Raw genomic sequence first — 18,298 nt, forward strand, 5'->3', positions numbered from 1 at the left:
GAATAAGGGAAGCCCTGAGAAATCAATCCCATTTTTCACAATCTGGCGCGCATTTATTTTTTGCGGGCTATTTCAGTTCCGGTAGTGTCGAGGTTACGTGTTTTTGTATTCCTACTAACGGTAATAAATTGTCTGTTGCGGCGGCATAATTCACCGCCGCGCTCCAGCCATCGAAATCAGCAAGGGTTTGCGAGTAGGCAGCCTGATAGACATCCTGCTCAACGCTGAGCAAATCGTTCAGACTACGTTTGCCTAATTTGTACTCATCCTTGTATACGTCACGGGTGCGAATCGCATTGCGGTGCTGTAATGCGCCAGCAGCTTCACGCCCCTGCGCACCACGCCAATCGGCGGCGGCTACCGATGCTTTTTGCAGCACATCAAACTTTGCCTGATCCACCCGTGAAGAAGCCATTTTCCGCGCTTCCTGCGCCTGAGCGATACGCGCAGAAACCGCGCCCCCCTGGTAAATAGGCGCATCCACCACCACCTGAATTTGATCATCCCAGTAGTTGCGGTTGTTGGATTCATAGCGCGTGCGTCCGCCACGAACACTCACCGACGGCCAGTGTTCGGATTTTGCACCCTCGACGTTGTAACGTGATGCCTGCTCGCTGGCTTCGGCGGCCATCACCGCCGGAATGTAGGAGTATTCAATTTCAGCGAGCGACTTTTGCTCGAGGGCTAAAGCCTCAGGCAAAGGGCGATAGGTTTTTGCGGTGATCCCGGTCAGCACGCCGAAGCGCGCCGTCGCGCTTTCCAGACCAGCACGGTACTGCTCAAGCGTTGCCTGCATTCCAGCCATACGCGTTTCGGTTTGCAGCACTTCGGAACGGGAGTTGAGCCCCGCGTTTGCGCGGTACTCTGACAATTGACGAACGTTATCAAGCGCCTTCCAGCCCTCTTCTGACACGCGGATCAGCGCCTGATAACGCAGAATATCGATGTAGGAAAGCGCCGTTTCTTCCGCGACGCTCGTAAAGGTGCTCATTAACTGGAAACGGTAGCTATCCCGTTGTGATGACTGTTTATCAATCGCGCTATTGGTACGACCGAAATCATATACCAGTTGAGTAATGCTCATTCCCCACTGGGCGGAGTTGTTCATTGAACCGCTGGAATCTGTCGTCCGGCTATGGCCGGTGCTGCCAGACAGCGCGACCTGAGGAAACCATGCGCTACGCGCCTCATCCACCATGCCCTCTCCTATACCAAGCTGGGCGGCCTGCTCATTGACGGAAGGATCGCGATTAAGCGCAAACAATATGCTCTCTTTCAAGTCCACCGCCGCCGCCTGTGCCATATCCGGGCGAGATGCCCAGGCCGGAGCAGGGGCAGAGATCGCCGGGGGGATCTGCATCACTAATACCGCAACAATAATTGGAAATAAGACTGTTATTTTCAGAGACGTCATCCTTTTCACTCATGTTGCTTTCCATGGTTACATTTCCGTTATTTCAAAGGCCAAACCAATATCTTGCGATGGCTTATGCGTAGAAATCATTAACGTTACTGATCAATATTCCATTCATAGTCTTTATAACCATGGGGTTAACCCGAGAACTTAGCAGCAAAATTGAAAAATTTTTCTATTAAGAATTTTCCTTAAGAAAAATCTAACACAACCAAATCCCTATATCCACACTAACCATGTAAGATTTTTGTTAATGAGATCGCATATTGTTAAATCACACAAATCAACCCTCACCTCATAAAGCGCTAAAGTAAAAAAAAGATCTGTTTCAACACGTTATGAAAGCAATCCTTAAGCAAGGATCGACACTATTAGCAATTCCCCCACTCTCAACACTCGGTCATAGAAACATCTTCGTAGCACTAAAAACACAATTAAATTAATTAATCACCGTTATTTATAGTTATACTTTACTTTTCTTTTATTAGCTTAATTTATTAATTTTGAAAGAATACAAATCTAAACAATAGTTCAGGAAAATCGATCAATATATGTAATTATCGTGAGCAATCGGACGTAGTAAAAACGTATTTTAGACGTCTAAGAAAAGGCTTCAGCCCAGATAAAACCAGGCGTTTAAGACATTCCAGACATAATTTTCAGAGGGGACCTAAAGCACGCAGTGAGGCCTGCTATCCTTACGGCTCTCTTGCGGCAAAAAATGGACTACAGTAGATCGTCACCATTAAGAAAAGATAAACACTCGTCAATCCCTTTACCGCAGGAGAATGCATGGAACTGCGCCATTTGCGCTACTACCTGGAAGTGTGTCGCACACTGAGTTTTTCACGCGCGGCGGAAAACCTTCATATCGCGCAGCCGCCGTTGAGCCGGCAGATCCAGCAGCTGGAATCACATTTGAACGTCACGCTCATCACCCGTACTCGCCCGCTGGCGTTGACCGAAGCGGGTGTTTATCTGTATCAGCAAATCGAGCCGCTCTTTAACCGACTGGAAGAGATAGCGCAGCAAACCCGGCAGATTGCCCATGCGTCTCGTGCACGTTTAATTATCGGGTTTGCGCCTTCCATGCTGTACGGGGAATTACCCTCGCTTATCCGGCGGCTTCACAATGAAAATGATATTGCCGTTGAGATGCAGGAGATGGTGACGCTGCGGCAAATTGAGGCGCTGAAGAAAGGTCGGATTGACGTCGGTTTTGGTCGTATTTATCTGCATGATAGCGAGATTGAACAGCTCACGATCCGTGAGGAACCACTGGTGGCTGCACTGCCGGGCAATCCTGCGCTAAACGGTAACCCGATAAGCCTGGCCGAGCTGAGCCTGCAGCCGTTTATCCTCTACCCTTCGCAACCACGCCCGGGCTATGCGGATCACACGCTGCGCCTTTTTGAACAGCATCGTCTGTGTGTCAACCCGAGCCAGCAGGCAAATGATATGCAAACGGCCATTGCGCTGGTCGCCGCAGGAATAGGCGTCGCGCTTGTACCTGAATCGGCAAGGCAAATTAACCATGAAGGCGTGCGCTATGTCGCCGTGAAAGAGCCTCATGTCACCTCGCCCATTATCCTGAGCTATCGCAAACATGAGGCCAATCCGCTGGTTGGACGCTGCAGAAATCTGCTGCGTCCTGCCAGTTGTCAGTGAACCGCGACTTCATCCTGCGGACCCGTCGCCTGTACATAACGGCGACGCAGCAGCAACAGGCTGGCAAAAGCGATCGCCAGCGGTACGATAAGCACCAGGAAGAAACCGCCCGTCCCTGCACCACTCAACACAAGCCCGCCGATGGCTGAGCCCATAATCGCCCCCATGCGCCCCATGCCAATCGCCCATCCCATCGCGGTCGCGCGGACGGCAGCGGGATAGGTGGCGACCACCAGATAATTTAACGCCAGTTGCTGTCCACCGACGCCAAATCCAGCAAAGGCGATAAGCAGGAATGAGGCCAGCCAAAGCTGTTGAGAAATTGCTACGCTCAATGCCAGCGCAACGGCGATACCGACAGCAAACATCAGATAGAGGATCTTCAGCGTGTTGATACGCGGCAGGAACCATGACAAAGGCAGGGCGAAGGCAATAAACGCGGCATTGACCGTCACCGAGGCGTAGGGCGCATCGGCAGGCGCAAGGCCGGCCTGTTTGAGCAGCGTCGGCAGCCATGACAGTAACATAAACCACGCTACCCAGTTGAAGAAGTAGACGCTCCAGATGCCTGGGGTGATCAAACGCAGAGAGCCGCTGAACAGATGGCTGAGACGCGAAACAGGTCGCGCGGTAACGGCGGTATCCTGTGTTGAGGCATCAGGCAGTCGCACCTCTCGTCCGGCGATGCGGCTGAGAATGGCGTTGGCTTTTTTCAGCGAGCGCGCGTTGCGGCGAGCGTAAAGGGAATCCAGCGAATCGGGAAGCAGGAAGACAATCACCACCAGCAACAACAGGGGTGCGACGCCGCCCATCAGATAAATACTCTGCCACCCCCAACGCGGCAACATGTCTGCCGCCAGCAGGCCGCCGGACATGGCGCCTGCGGGAAGCGCCAGCAGCACGCCGGTCGTGACCAGCCCGCGATGGCGATGCGGAGAATATTCCGCCGCCAGCGATAGCAACACCGGCGTCGCGCCGCCCATGCCAAACCCGGCAATGACGCGCAAAATGAAAATGGTATCAAGATGGGTGCTCCACGCGGTCAGCAGCGTGGCGACGGAGAATATCAGCACGCAGACCATCAGCGTGATGCGTCGGCCGACTCTGTCGCCCAGCATACCCAGCAGCATCGCGCCTACCGTCATGCCCACAATACCCGCCGTCAGCACCGGCGCCAGATTTTTGACATCCACGCCGAAGGCATCAATCATCGCAGGCCCGGTAAAGGCCACTGCCTGTGTATCAAAACCGTCAAACAGCGCCACCAGAAAGCAGAGAGCGATAACCCGCCACTGCAACGCCGAGAAGCGGATATCAATCACGCTTTTGATCAGTTCATCGCCCGCTTTATGCATCTCTCCTTCCCCATCTGTTGTTTTATTAGCAGAAAGAGAATCTATAAGTTATTTTTATATTGAAAACCAATACCTTATAAAGAAACAGATGATACCTTTTAGGTATATAGCTGCCCCGCCTGAGAAGGCGTGCCGCTATAATCGGTGTAAGCGTTTCTCTTCCAGCAGCAGTTTGATCACAATGCTATCAAGATTGCGTCGCATCGGTTCGCTGATACGTTTGAACTGACAGGAAAGATGCCAGGCAGGGGACGCATCATCAGAGGCCGCCATTTTTTCGCTGCTCAACACAAAGAGATCCGCCACAAGGGTACCGTGGCTGCCAAAATCCAGCTCAATATTACGCAGCGTGGTTCTGATTAACGCCTGGGCGCGTTCACCATCTTCCGCAATCAGCGCGCAGCCACCCGGCGACAGATCTTTAATTCGAAACTGATAATAGAGACCGTCGTTAAATTTTCCCTGCGCGGTGTAAACACGGCGATCGCTAAACGTTAAGCGGGGATGCTTTCGGCGTTGCGTAACATTAATGGCATCAGGATAGTGAATATACAGCCAGTTTTCGCCCTCGTGGGGATGAAACGCGGAAGCTGCGGCATGAAATTCGAATTTGCCGGTATCGGCAAAAATTTCGACCTCAAGATTTTCTTCCGTTTCCGGCGCATCGCCGTCCCACGGAACGTAAAAACCTGACGCATCCAGTTTTTGTATTTTGCAAAACACGTCAGCATTTTTGCTATGGATATCAACCAGACATCCTTTTTTGAGAGCCTCGCGAATAATCGCCACGCTCTCAAACAAACCCTGCTTCACGTATGATTCGTCCATAATTCTCTGACCAGAGGAAACTGCGCTTAACCACCCTGACAGGGTTAACGCAAGTATGCCAATAAGCTAACTGCTGAATAAGCAGACATCACTCTAACCATAAATGGCTGAGTTCCATAAATATGCTGAGTTTTTGCAATAGTGCCTGGCGAGATCAATACAGAATACGTTTATCTGTACTCAATATGTGAATTAGCTGTTAAGTCGTAAATTTATTGTTTAAAAACACATATGCCGGAGTGAACGCTATATGCCACTTTTTGCTAAAAAAAGAGCTCAGCGTCTTTCATTTATATTGCGGATGATTTTATCAGAATCACTTAACTGTTCTTATTGCTTTTAACTATCAATGCATTCGGTTTAATTGATTAATACAGGTATATAATCAATTCTCATTTAGGATATGACTTAGCCTAACTTACGAATAATCCAGGGCTTTTCCGATAAGACATAAATACGAGTTCCAATCAACTGTTTCTACCTATCAATAACAACCCATTAAAATATTAAAACAATCCTTGTAATGAAAGTGTTGCTGTAAATTTCATCGCACTCAACTTGCCTGCACTGGCTGGTTGCATGCCTGGCTGCACTGCATTCACTTTCAGTGCTGACTACTTATGTCGTTTTTCATAAAAATACATGGAGTTAAAATGAATAAGAAATTGCTGCCTATCGCGGCACTCATTATTTCCGCATCCGCGATGAATGCTTATGCAGTAAATGGTAAAGTCAATTTCACCGGTGAAATTATCGAATCCACCTGTACTGTGACCTCTGGCGACCAGAATAAAGACGTTTTCATTGGTAAATATCCTACCAGTGCATTTGCCAACAAAGGTGATGTCACCGCCTCTAAAGCCTTCACCATCAACCTTGAAAAATGCGAAGCGGGTGATTACTCCCTGCGCTTCGACGGCCCGTCTGTTGCGGGTAACCCGAACCTGCTGTCCGTTGACCAGGCAGGTGGCGTCGGTATCGAAATTCTGACTAATGACGAAAAAATTATCCCGATTAACCAGGATGCCGATGCCAGCTCCCCATGGGTTAACGTTGCCACCACTGGCGATGCCAGCGGTACAGCGACCTTTAACCTGAAAGCACGTTACAAATCCTTCCTGGATAAAGTAACTGCCGGTACTGCAAACGCCAGCGCAACTTTCACCATCGAATACAAATAATTACGGATAACGGATGTTAGCCACGGATGGCTAATTAATATAACTGGAACGGGTAAATGAAAAAAATAGTTGCAGCTTTATTACTGCTGGCGTCATTAGATGCATCTGCGGGTATCCAGGTCGATCAAACGCGTGTGATTTATAACGGCAATGAAAAATCCGCCGCGCTGTCCATTCACAACGATACGGATGAAACATGGATGGTTCAGACCTGGCTGGATACCGGAGATTCATCCGCTACACCTAAGAATTTACCGATGCAGGCAATCCCACCGATATTAAAACTGGCGGGCAATAAAGACGCTATTTTGCGTTTCATTTACTCCGGCGCAGGTCTGCCAACTGATCGTGAAACCGTGTACTGGATTAACGTTCAGGAAATTCCTCCTGCATCAAAACAAGAGAACGTGCTGCAAATTGCCATTCGCACTCGCGTGAAACTTTTTTATCGCCCAACCACGCTGAAAACCACCCTGCAAAAAGAAGTGGAAGCGTTGAGCTGGCGTAAACAGGGTAATCAACTGGTGGTCACCAATAACGGTCCGCTACACATCACTTTTGGCACGCTGACCCTGAAAAATGGTGCCAGCAAAACCTGGAAAGTGAATGCCGATATGGTCAACCCGATGGACTCAATGCGCATCAACTTACCGGCAGGCGCGTCTATCGCCGATCAGCTCTCTTTTACCTTTATTAATGATTTTGGCGGACACACGGAAATTAAAGACATCCGCCTGCAATAAGGGACCAGCACAATGGCCAGCCATAAGATAAGGACAACACCAGGACGTCTGGCGCAACGGATCCGTTGCGCCGTTTGCGTATCAACAATGCCATTGTTGGCGACGCCGTTTGTTAATGCGGAAGAACAGTTCAATACTTCGTTTATCCACGGGGCTGATAATGCCTCGATAGTGCAGAGTTTATCCAGTGGCGATGATATCCTGCCGGGTCACTATCCCTTTGATATTTATCTGAACAAAGTTCGCGTCGATCACCGCGACGTTGAATTCAAAAAAGATAGCCCTAATTCCCCTGGCTATTTTTGTTTAGATGCAGAGAGCTTCCGTCAGTATGGCGTTCTGGTGCCAGAAACGGCAGGAAGCAGTGCGTGTTACGATCTGGTCAAAGGGATCCCCGGCAGCAGCGTTAGCTGGAATGCGGCACTGCAGGAACTGGATATTTCCGTGCCGCAAACCGAACTTGAACCGCGTCCGCAGGGGATGATTTCTCCTCTGGTGTATGACGATGGCATCAATGCCGCCTACTCCAACTACGCCTACAGCGGCAGCCATTCCCGCTACACCAGCAACGGTGCAAAACGCGACAGCGATTACTCTTTCCTGACGCTGAATAATGGTATCAACATCGGCGCATGGCGTTTTCGCAACAACTCAACCCTCTCAAAAGAGAGCGGACAAAACGCACAATGGAACTCGGTATCCAGTTGGGCAGAAACGGACATCGTTCCGTGGCGTAGCCGCGTGCTGATTGGTCAGAGCAACACCAATAACAACGTCTTCGATAGCTTCCAGTTCCGTGGCGCGCAGCTTTCCAGCGTGCCAGAGATGCTGCCGGACAGCCGCCGGGGCTACGCGCCGGTGGTACGCGGCGTCGCCAACAGTAACGCCCGCGTGGAAGTGCGCCAGAACGGCTATACGGTCTACAGCACCGTTGTACCGCCAGGGCCATTTGCGCTGACAGATATTCACCCCAGTACCCTGAGCGGCGACCTGGCCGTTACGGTTATTGAGGCCGATGGCACGCGCCATAACTTCACGCTTCCCTACTCTTCCGTACCGAACATGCTGCGCGAAGGGATTTGGGAATATCAGGTGACCGCCGGGAAATATCACGACGGCACAACCGATTATGAGCCGAACTTTATTCAGGGCACGATTTCTCACGGCGCGGGATGGGACATTACCCCATACGGTGGGGTGATCGTGGCTGAAAACTACCGTTCTGGCGTGCTGGGCATCGGTAAAAATATGGGCGAGTACGGCGCGGCATCCGTTGACGCGTCGTGGTCCGATACCGATCTGGCCTCCGGCGACAGCAAGCGCGGCGCCAGCGTACGTTTCCTGTATTCGAAATCGCTGAACGCGCTGGGCACCGAATTACAAATTGCCGGTTATCGCTACTCCACGTCCGGCTTCTATGATTTCTCAGATGCGGTGACCGAACGTTCCAACTGGAAAAACGGTTTTTACCAGACGGAATATTACGATCAGGAAGGCGATAACAGCGGCGCGCCGTCATGGGCAACGCAGAGCCAACGCCGTCGCTATTACGAATCGATGCGTTATAACAATAAACGCCAGCGTGTCGAACTGACCGTCAACCAGCACGTGGCCGGGGCATCGTTGTATGCCACTTTCACCCGCCAGAACTACTGGAACACCTCGTCATATGACCGCACTATCCAGACCGGGATCAACACCAGCTTCCATTCGGTGAACTACAGCGTGTTCTATCAGAGTAGCCGCAGCAACTATGGCTACAGCGACAATAGCGTGAACGTCAGCGTGTCGATTCCGTTCAACATCTTTAGCCCGGATAACCAAACCGTCGCGTCCTTTAACGCCTCTCACAGTAAACAGAGCGGCGATGGCTACAGCGCGGGCCTGAGCGGCACACTGCTGGATGACCACCGCATGAATTACTTCGTCCAGAGCGGTCATTCCCAGTATGGCGGCGACACCAGCGTAGCAAACCTGGGTTACATGGGCAGCATGGGTAATGTGGCGCTGGGCTACAACTACAACAACAACTATCAACAGACGTCCCTCAACGTCTCTGGTGGTGTAGTGGCGCACTCTGGCGGTGTAACGCTGTCGCAGCCACTGCAAAACACCTTTGTGCTGGTGAAAGCGCCGGGCGCGCAAGGCGTGCGCCTGGAAAACCAGCCAGGGGTGGCAATCGACCGGTTTGGCTATGCGGTGTTGACCTCTGCAATGCCGTATCGCCACAACCGCGTCGCACTGCGTACTGCAGATATTGGTAATGGAATGGAAATTCCGCTGGCCGCAAAAGATATCGTACCGACACAGCGCGCCATTGGCCGCGTCGAGTTTGAAACGCATCTTGGTCACAGCCTGCTCATCCACGCCAGACTGGCGGACGGTTCTGCGCCAATGATTGGCGCCAATATCTTTAACCAGCAGGGCGCTAACGTCGGCGTCGTCGGTACGCGCGGCGAAGCCTATGTTGCCGGTATCGAAAGCGGCGAACGTCTGCGGGTGAAATGGGGCGACGACGATGACATGTCCTGCACCCTGCCGATACCTGAACTGCCTCCTGTCGACCGCGATCAACCCGGTGGTTACCAGGTTGTCTCTCTCACCTGTAACCGAAACTAAAGGATATTTACCATGCGGATTTTTATCCCCACGCCGCGCACCGGGCTGCTTCTGCTGATTTTGTCCGCCGCGCTGTTCTCCACCAGCAGCTATGCGCTGACCTGTAAACGCGCCAGCGACGGCAGTGTAGAGCAAATCATCCCATTGGATCACCAGATCAACGTTTCTACCGCCAATCTTACGGCGGGTACCGTGTTATGGCGCTCACAGACTTTTACCTCGACCTTTAAATGTACGGATACAAACAATCACCCGCAGGGGGAAGATGCCTACTTGTGGTGGGATCCGGATATTAAGATGTCGGCTATCCACAACTCGCTGGAAGTTGGCGTGACGTTCCTTGGCTCGGACATCAACCCCACTAAGATCAAAAGTACCGACATTGGTCCGGGTACGGTATGTCAACAGTCATCAACAAGACGGTGTATGCCTCCTGCACTTCCGCAAACCATCACTGCCTCCTACGCTATCTACATCAAGGCCACCGGTAACCCGCCGCCAGCCGACGGTATTATCAAAGATCAGAGTAAATATGCTGTGTTCCAGGTCGATGGTGAAGGTGGCTTAAACAATCAGCCAAACAGTAACTTTCGCGCCTATGTTTCCGGGCTTGGCAATATCAGGTTCATCTCCTGTAGCCCAAAAATTACCGTCTCTGCCAACAATGGCGAAACGGTAAACTTTGGTGCCATTCCGGCGCGTAACGCGGTCGTCGGTAAGATTGAGAAGCAGGTGCCGTTCAGCATTCGTGCCGATCTGACCGGCCAGGGGCAGGATTGCGAAAAACAGACGCTGATGGCGAACTTCAGCACCACCTACCCGACGCAGGATAATCAGTTGATTCTGCCGGAACAGAACAGCGGTTTCGGGATTTTGCTATCCCGCGCCGACTCGCCGAACACCTGGCTTAGCATGAACACGCCAACAGAACTGGGCTATGTGAACGGCAGCGTTGTCGAAAGTAATTTCCTCGCCAGCCTGAAATGGCTCAGCGCAACGCCGAAAGTGGGCAAATTCAACGCGTCAGCTAATATTGACGTGACCTTTAAATAACACTAGGACACTCCACGAAAATGTCGCTGACCTCCGCCGAGCCAACCGGACTGCGCTATGTTTTTCAGCCCATGTTCGACCGTGCAGGCAAAATGATTGCCGTTGAGTGCTTAACCCGGTTTACGCAGGAACCGGGAAGCGCGGCCATCACCGTAGAACAGTTTTTTAGCGACGCGTCCGATGAGCTTCGCGCGCGCATTTTGCAGGAGCAAATTGCGCTGGTGAAAAGCTATCAGTGGTGGTTTCAGCAAAATGACGTGATGGTCACGATTAATGTCGACGAAGCCACGCTACATACGCTGAACGATGACTTTATTGCCGATTGCGTAAAAACCATCGGCTGCCTGCATTTTGAGGTGAGCGAGTTTTCCAGCACCCTGGTCAAACGCACGCCGGCCATCGATGCGCTGGGCGATAAATATTCGTTCTGGCTGGATGACTTTGGCGCGGGCTATGCCGGGTTTGGCGCACTGGCGATGCAGTCTTTCCGTTTTATTAAAATGGATAAAAATTTGCTGTGGAATCTGCGTGAAAAGAAAAACGGGCAACAACTGATGGCTTCGCTGCTGCACTACTTCAGCGCTAACCATTATCAGGTGATCGTTGAAGGAATTGAAACACAGGAGCATCTGACCTGGCTTGATAACATGCCGTGGTTTGCGCTACAGGGATTGCTGTGGCAAGAGCAGAGTATCGAAGCCCTGACCGCTGGCCAATCCAACGCCAATTCTCTCCCCCGCCAGACCCATCACTAATTTCATGCGTTTTTTGACGTTAAACAATCTCATGCGGTAAAGCGTTTTGCTTTATCGCTTGATTTTACAAATAATCAAAAAACAATTAACATTAATATAATGCATCAGCTATCATACATATTAAATAGCGACAACTTTTCTTCAGATAATTCCCTCCCGGCTTTTAAAATGATGGATAAAAAATTTTTATAACTCAGTCAAAAAATTTAAATATCATATCGACAATATTTTTTTTCGCCTCTTAACAATAGTTATCCTCAATCAATCCAGACATCCTGTGAAAATATTCGGCGTTGACTCGTAAAATTCCTAATCCATTGAGAGGAGAAATTGACTCTATATTCTTTTTTGCGCTTACAGTTACATTAATCATAACCTTTCACACAACTTGTCACAGTTTGACAAAATGTGACGCACAGACAATAGTTATTCCATCCCGATAGCCTCGGATAAGTCTGAGGCTATTTCTATGGTATGGAGCCAGCAATGTTTAATAATAAAACCAAACGAATCAGCCAGGCAGTGGCGTTATCGCTTGCCCTGTGTGGCGTCAGCTATGCCGCAACCACGAGTCATGCATCATCGGCAAAACATCCGGAAGTTCAGGCCAATGAGCCGTTTTCCGCACACGTTCTGATCAGCGGCCTGGATGCGCCGTGGGATATGGTGTGGGGCCCGGATGGTTATTTGTGGGTGACCGAACGTAAAGCCGCTTCTATCGATCGCATCGACCCGAAAACCGGCGAGAAAAAAGTCGCTATCACGCTGAGCGGCGTCCATACCGGCCCGCAACACGAAGGTGTGCTGGGTCTGGCATTATCGCCAAACTTTATGAAAGCGGGTGGCGATAATTATGTTTATACCGCTTATACCTATATGAACGGTAATGAAGAACATGCCAAAATTGTTCGCCTGGAATATGACGAAAAAACCCAAAAACTGGGTAACGAAAAAGAAATCCTGGCCGGTTTCCCGGCGGGGAATGACCACAACGGTGGGCGTCTGCGCTTTGGGCCGGATGGTAAACTCTATTACACCATCGGTGAACAAGGGCATAACCAGGGCGCGAATTTCTGCAAACCTATTGATGCACAGCGTATTCCAACTGAGGATGAGCTGAAGAATAAAAATTATGCGGCTTATGCCGGTAAAGTGCTGCGTCTGAATATCGACGGCTCTATTCCGGAAGATAACCCGACCATTCACGGCATTAAAAGCCACCTGTTCACTTACGGTCACCGTAACCCGCAGGGGCTGGTCTTTGTCGGCGATACCCTTTACGCCTCTGAACAAGGCCCCTCATCTGACGATGAACTGAACATTCTGGAAGCAGGCGGAAACTACGGTTGGCCGCACGTAGCGGGCTTCCAGGACGATCAGGCTTACGTTTACGCAAACTACTCGAAAGCTGAAAACTGCCCGTCGCTGAAATGGGACCCGAACCATATCCCGGCAGGCGTACCGGTGCAGAAAGAGACTGAATGGAAAGCCGCTGACTTTAAAGCGCCAATCAAAACCTTCTTCACCGTCAAAGAAGGCTACACCTATAACGATGCCAGCTGCAGCGCGGATTCTGCGTACATTTGTTGGCCGACTATTGCACCGTCGAGCGTAGCGTATTACCCGGCGGATGGCGTCATCAAAAGCTGGCGTAACTCCATCATCGTCAGCTCGATGAAAAACGGGGCGCTCTATCGCGTTCTGCTGAACGCCGATAAGAAAGACGTGCAGGGCGACGTGGCGAAATACTTCCACACCGCCAACCGCTACCGCATGGTGGTGGTCAGCCCGGATACGCGTAAAATCTATGTTGCCACCGACAACTTCGGTAATGTGATGGATGAGTCTAACCATCCTACTCACAACCTGAGCAACCCGGGTTCGATTATCGTCTTCGAATACACCGGTAAGTAATGCGCTTGCAGGCGGGTCCATTGGCCCGCCTGATTTTTTTCCCTTTCTTATAAAAAACACACAGATGAAATTAACTCTGCCCCTCTCCGGGCTGGCGGCTACGTTTGTGCTGTCTCCGGTTTCATACGTTTACGCGCAGGACGCGACAACCGGTGATGGTGAACAAACCATGATCGTCAGCGCAGCGGCCCAGTCCGGCCTCTCCGCGTTAGATACGCCTGCTGCCGTTTCCGTCAATTACGGTGACGATATCCGCCACGCCGCACCGCGTATCAACCTCTCAGAAGGGCTGGCCGATGTGCCGGGCCTGCAAATTCAGAACCGACAGAACTTCGCCCAAGATTTACAGATGTCGATTCGCGGCTTTGGCGCACGCTCGACCTTCGGTATTCGTGGACTCAGGCTTTACGTGGACGGTATTCCGGCGACCATGCCGGACGGACAGGGGCAACTCTCCAACATCGATATGGGTTCGATTGAACGTATCGACGTGCTACGCGGTCCGTTCTCCGCACTGTATGGCAACGCCTCCGGCGGCGTAGTGAATGTGGAAACCGAAACGGGCCGCCAGCCGACGACGATTGAAAGCAGCAACTATTACGGCAGTTTCGGTACCTGGCGCACCGGGTTAAAAGCCACGGGTGCGGTGGGTGATGGTACGCAGAAAGGCGACGTGAATTACACCGTCTCCAGCAGCCGGTTTTCTACACACGGTTTTCGCGATAACAGCGCCGCACATAAAAACCTGCTCAATGCCAAACTGGGCGTGAAGGTCAATGACACCGGCAGCCTGACATTGCAGCTCAACAGCGTGGATATCACCGCGGACGATCCGGGCGGTTTAACGCGCAAAGAGTGGAAAGATAATCCGGCACAAGCGCCGCGCGGCGAACAGTACCGCACGCGCAAAACCGTCAAGCAGACGCAGGCCGGATTACGCTATCAACAAGGATTGGGCGAGCACGACGACCTGAGCGTGATGACCTGGGCCGGTATCCGTGAAACCGTGCAGTACCAGTCTATTCCTTACTTTGTGCAGCAACGCAGCGACACGCATCCGGGTGGCGTGATTGATTTAACCCGCCGCTACCAGGGGATTGATACCCGCTGGACGCATCACGAAGAGAGCGGCTTCCTGCCCTACTCTATCACTACGGGCCTCGACTACGAGACAATGACCGAGCAGCGCAAAGGGTATGAAAACTTTGTCTATCAGAACGGTCATTACGATCTGGGTACGAAGGGCGACATGCGTCGCAATGAACGTAACCTGATGTGGAACCTCGACCCGTACATTCAGACTAACTGGCAGCTCACCTCTGCCCTGAGTCTGGATGCGGGAGTACGCTACAGCTCGGTATGGTTTGATTCCAATGACCATTATGTGGTGGGTAAAAATGGCGACGACAGCGGTGAAGCGAGCTACCACAAATGGCTTCCGGCGGCCGCGCTGAAGTATGCCATGACGCCGACGTGGAACGTTTATCTCTCCGCCGGTCGTGGCTTCGAAACGCCGACGATTAATGAATTGTCGTATCGCCCTGATGGACAATCCGGGCTCAACTTTGGCTTACAACCTGCAACCAATACCACCGTCGAAGCAGGCAGCAAGTGGCAGGTTGGTGCCGGGCTTGCCAGTCTTTCCGTCTTTAACACGGATACGAAGGATGAAATTGTCGTGGCCGCCAGCGATAACGGGCGCACCTCTTATCAGAATGCCGGGAAAACGCGCCGTCGTGGCGTAGAGCTGGCGTGGGATCAGCAGTTTGCCACCGCGTGGCGTGCAAAACTCGCCTGGACCTGGCTTGATGCAACCTACCGTGAAGATGCCAGCAGCACCATTAAAAGCGGCAATCGTATTCCGGGTATTGCGCGCAACAGCGCTTACGTTTCACTGGGTTGGGTGCCGGAAGAAGGCTGGTATGCAGGCGCGGAAATGCGCTATATGAGCGATATTCAGGCCAATGACGCGAATACTGAACAGGCTCCGGCGTACACGGTGACGGCACTCAACAGCGGTTATAAGTTCGTGGCGGATAATTGGGTGGTGGATGTGTATACTCGCGTCGATAATCTGTTTGATAAAGAGTATGTGGGTTCGGTTATCGTCAACGAAAGCAACGGGCGTTATTACGAACCGGCACCGGGGCGCAATTACGGCGTAGGGTTGTCAGTGAGTTATATGTTTGATGCGATGTAGGTGCGGGCTCTCCCCCCTCACCCTAACCCTCTCCCTCAAGGGAGAGGGGACTGATTGTGCACAGTGTTAAATCCTGCGCCGGTTTTCTCCCTCTCCCTCAAGGGAGAGGGGACCGATTGTGCACGGTGTTAAGTCCTGCGCTGGTTTTCTCCCTCTCCCTGTGGGAGAGGGCCGGGGTGAGGGCATCAGCGCGCACATTTCCCCTCCCAACCTCTCATTTCCGTAAAAAAAGCTTGATACAAATCAATACATATTGATAATGATTATCGTTATCGAGTTAGTTATCATTTTCATAACGGAAGCACCTGGTATGATTAACACAGCAGAAAACCAAACAGAGCACAGTGCTTCACACCCCCCTGCGCCTAAAAAGCGTCTGATCAGCAGTAAAGCGTTGCTCGGCGATGAGGGGTCGGTGCTGATTGAGCACAATGGCCAACATTATCAACTGCGCCAGACGCAATCCGGCAAATTGATCCTGACTAAATAAATCATCCTATTTCGCCAGCCACCCAGGTGACGCCCAGGCAGCCAGCAATTTTTCATTTTCCTTATGGAGAGTTGTTATGCTACGCCCGCAATCCGCCCCGCTGCGCCCGACGCTGCTGGCCCTGACCATCGCCGGCATTCTGCCCGGTACTGCCCTCGCCGCCGATACCATGACCGTAACCGCCACCGGTAACGCCCGCAGCGCATTTGAAGCGCCCATGATGGTCAGCGTCATCGATACCACCGAACCTGAAAATCAAACCGCCAGTTCCGCGGCTGACCTGCTGCGCACCGTGCCGGGCATTACGCTTGACGGCACAGGCCGCACCAACGGTCAGGACGTCAACATGCGCGGCTACGATCGTCGCGGCGTGCTGATCCTGGTGGATGGCGTGCGTCAGGGCACCGATACCGGCCACCTCAACAGCACTTTCCTTGACCCGGCGTTAATCAAGCGTATCGAAGTGGTACGCGGCCCGTCAGCGCTGCTGTATGGCAGCGGCGCGCTGGGCGGAGTCATTTCATACGATACGGTAGATGCGAAAGATCTGCTGCGTAATGGCCAGAACAGCGGATACCGCGTCTTTGGCACCGGGGCGACGGGCGATCACAGCATCGGCATGGGCGCAAGCGCCTTTGGCCGCACGGATACGCTTGATGGCATCGTCTCGTGGTCGAGTCGCGATCGTGGCGATCTGCGTCAGGGCGATGGATCAACGGCGCCAAACGATGAGTCGATCAATAACATGCTGGCGAAAGGAAGCTGGAAAATCGACGATGCGCAGACGTTGGGCGGCTCATTCCGCTACTACAACAACAAAGCGCAGGAACCGAAAAACCCGCAGACCATCGAAGCCTCCACCAGCAGCAACCCGATGGTTGATCGCTCAACCATACAGCGCGATGCGCAGCTCACTTACAAACTCGCGCCGCAGGGCAATGACTGGCTGAACGCCGATGCCAGAATCTACTGGTCGGAAGCACGTATTAACGCGCAAAACATCGATAACACCGGTGAATTCCGCAAGCAGACCACCAAAGGCGGCAAAGTGGAAAACCGCAGCCGCCTGTTCAGCGACGCTTTCGCCTCTCACCTGCTGACCTATGGCGGTGAATACTATCGTCAGGAGCAGGAGCCGGGCGGCGTCACCACCGGCTTCCCGGAAGCGAAAATCGATTTCAGCTCCGGCTGGTTGCAGGATGAAATCACCCTGCGCGATCTGCCCATCACCCTGCTTGGCGGCACGCGTTACGACAACTATCGCGGCAGCAGCGACGGTTACGACGACGTGGATGCCGATAAATGGTCTTCCCGCGCCGGGATGACCGTTAACCCAACCGACTGGCTGATGCTGTTCGGCTCTTACGCGCAGGCCTTCCGCGCGCCAACAATGGGCGAGATGTACAACGACTCGAAGCACTTCTCCATCGGTAGCTTCTACACTAACTACTGGGTACCGAACCCGAACCTGCGTCCGGAAACAAACGAAACGCAGGAGTACGGTTTTGGTTTGCGCTTCGACGACCTGATGCTGGCCAACGATTCCCTCGAATTCAAAGCCAGCTACTTTGATACCAAAGCGAAGGATTACATCTCCACGGCGGTCGATTTCGCGGCAGCAACGACGATGTCCTATAACGTGCCGAACGCCAAAATCTGGGGCTGGGACGTGATGACCAAATATAGCGCGGAGCTGTTCAGCCTCGACGTGGCCTACAACCGCACGCGCGGGAAAGATACCGACACCGGGGAGTACATCTCCAGCATCAACCCGGACACGGTCACCAGCAAGCTGAATATTCCGGTGGCGCACAGCGGCTTCTCGGTCGGCTGGATTGGGACGTTTGCCGATCGCTCCACCCACGTCAGCAGCAGCTACAGCAAGCAGCCGGGCTATGCGGTTAACGACTTCTACGTCAGTTATGAAGGCCAGCAACAGCTGAAAGGCGTCACCACCACCCTGGTGCTGGGTAACGCCTTCGATAAAGAGTACTGGTCGCCGCAGGGGATTCCGCAGGACGGGCGCAACGGGAAAATTTTCGTAAGTTATCAGTGGTAACGACATCGCCCCGCTTCGC

The 18,298-nt window shown here is 52.3% G+C and carries 13 protein-coding genes; 10 read left to right on the forward strand and 3 right to left on the reverse strand.

The window, feature by feature from the left end:
- Nucleotides 1-67: 67 nt before the first annotated feature.
- Nucleotides 68-1,360, reverse strand: coding sequence for a TolC family outer membrane protein (locus F0Q32_RS14025; RefSeq protein ID WP_370516882.1), 1,293 nt, complete (start codon nucleotides 1,358-1,360; stop codon nucleotides 68-70).
- 846 nt (nucleotides 1,361-2,206) lie between these two features.
- On the opposite strand from F0Q32_RS14025, the gene F0Q32_RS14030 reads away from it, so the two are divergent.
- A complete protein-coding gene (locus tag F0Q32_RS14030; RefSeq protein ID WP_149463563.1) occupies nucleotides 2,207-3,082 on the forward strand; it encodes a LysR family transcriptional regulator in 876 nt (291 codons plus the stop codon).
- Here the strand turns inward: F0Q32_RS14030 and F0Q32_RS14035 are convergent.
- Together F0Q32_RS14035 and F0Q32_RS14040 are read right to left on the reverse strand one after the other, a co-directional pair.
- Entirely contained in the window at nucleotides 3,076-4,437 is a 1,362-nt protein-coding gene (locus tag F0Q32_RS14035) for an MFS transporter (RefSeq protein ID WP_149463564.1), read from the reverse strand. The two genes, F0Q32_RS14030 and F0Q32_RS14035, sit on opposite strands and share 7 nt — an antisense overlap.
- Nucleotides 4,438-4,572: 135 nt before the next feature.
- Nucleotides 4,573-5,265, reverse strand: a complete 693-nt coding sequence (locus F0Q32_RS14040; RefSeq protein WP_149463565.1) for a flagellar brake protein — start codon at nucleotides 5,263-5,265, stop codon at nucleotides 4,573-4,575.
- Nucleotides 5,266-5,918: 653 nt separating this feature from the next.
- On the opposite strand from F0Q32_RS14040, the gene F0Q32_RS14045 reads away from it, so the two are divergent.
- The 9 genes from F0Q32_RS14045 to F0Q32_RS14085 all read left to right on the forward strand — a co-directional run bounded on the left by F0Q32_RS14045 (nucleotide 5,919) and on the right by F0Q32_RS14085 (nucleotide 18,279).
- Complete coding sequence (locus F0Q32_RS14045) at nucleotides 5,919-6,446, forward strand: fimbrial protein (protein ID WP_149463566.1); 528 nt, start codon at nucleotides 5,919-5,921, stop codon at nucleotides 6,444-6,446.
- A gap of 56 nt (nucleotides 6,447-6,502) precedes the next feature.
- The gene (locus F0Q32_RS14050; protein WP_149463567.1) at nucleotides 6,503-7,189 is read left to right on the forward strand and encodes a molecular chaperone; all 687 of its coding nucleotides are present in this window, start codon (nucleotides 6,503-6,505) and stop codon (nucleotides 7,187-7,189) included.
- A 12-nt stretch (nucleotides 7,190-7,201) separates the two neighbouring features.
- Nucleotides 7,202-9,808 carry a fimbria/pilus outer membrane usher protein gene (locus F0Q32_RS14055; protein WP_188016867.1) on the forward strand — a complete coding sequence of 869 codons (2,607 nt, stop codon included), beginning with the start codon at nucleotides 7,202-7,204 and terminating at the stop codon, nucleotides 9,806-9,808.
- Nucleotides 9,809-9,820: 12 nt separating this feature from the next.
- Nucleotides 9,821-10,861, forward strand: a complete 1,041-nt coding sequence (locus F0Q32_RS14060) for a fimbrial protein (RefSeq protein WP_149463568.1) — start codon at nucleotides 9,821-9,823, stop codon at nucleotides 10,859-10,861.
- A gap of 20 nt (nucleotides 10,862-10,881) precedes the next feature.
- The gene (locus tag F0Q32_RS14065) at nucleotides 10,882-11,616 is read left to right on the forward strand and encodes an EAL domain-containing protein (protein ID WP_149463569.1); all 735 of its coding nucleotides are present in this window, start codon (nucleotides 10,882-10,884) and stop codon (nucleotides 11,614-11,616) included.
- Nucleotides 11,617-12,102: 486 nt separating this feature from the next.
- Nucleotides 12,103-13,530, forward strand: a complete 1,428-nt coding sequence (locus tag F0Q32_RS14070; protein WP_149463570.1) for a glucose/sorbosone family PQQ-dependent dehydrogenase — start codon at nucleotides 12,103-12,105, stop codon at nucleotides 13,528-13,530.
- A gap of 64 nt (nucleotides 13,531-13,594) precedes the next feature.
- Nucleotides 13,595-15,730, forward strand: coding sequence for a TonB-dependent receptor PqqU (gene pqqU / locus F0Q32_RS14075; protein ID WP_149463571.1), 2,136 nt, complete (start codon nucleotides 13,595-13,597; stop codon nucleotides 15,728-15,730).
- 310 nt (nucleotides 15,731-16,040) lie between these two features.
- Complete coding sequence (gene hemP / locus F0Q32_RS14080) at nucleotides 16,041-16,220, forward strand: hemin uptake protein HemP (RefSeq protein ID WP_149463572.1); 180 nt, start codon at nucleotides 16,041-16,043, stop codon at nucleotides 16,218-16,220.
- A gap of 76 nt (nucleotides 16,221-16,296) precedes the next feature.
- The gene (locus F0Q32_RS14085) at nucleotides 16,297-18,279 is read left to right on the forward strand and encodes a TonB-dependent hemoglobin/transferrin/lactoferrin family receptor (protein WP_149463573.1); all 1,983 of its coding nucleotides are present in this window, start codon (nucleotides 16,297-16,299) and stop codon (nucleotides 18,277-18,279) included.
- The last annotated feature ends 19 nt before the right edge of the window (nucleotides 18,280-18,298 follow it).

The sequence above is a fragment of the Pseudocitrobacter sp. 73 genome (assembly GCF_008369545.1).
In the GTDB taxonomy this organism is placed as follows: domain Bacteria; phylum Pseudomonadota; class Gammaproteobacteria; order Enterobacterales; family Enterobacteriaceae; genus Pseudocitrobacter; species Pseudocitrobacter vendiensis.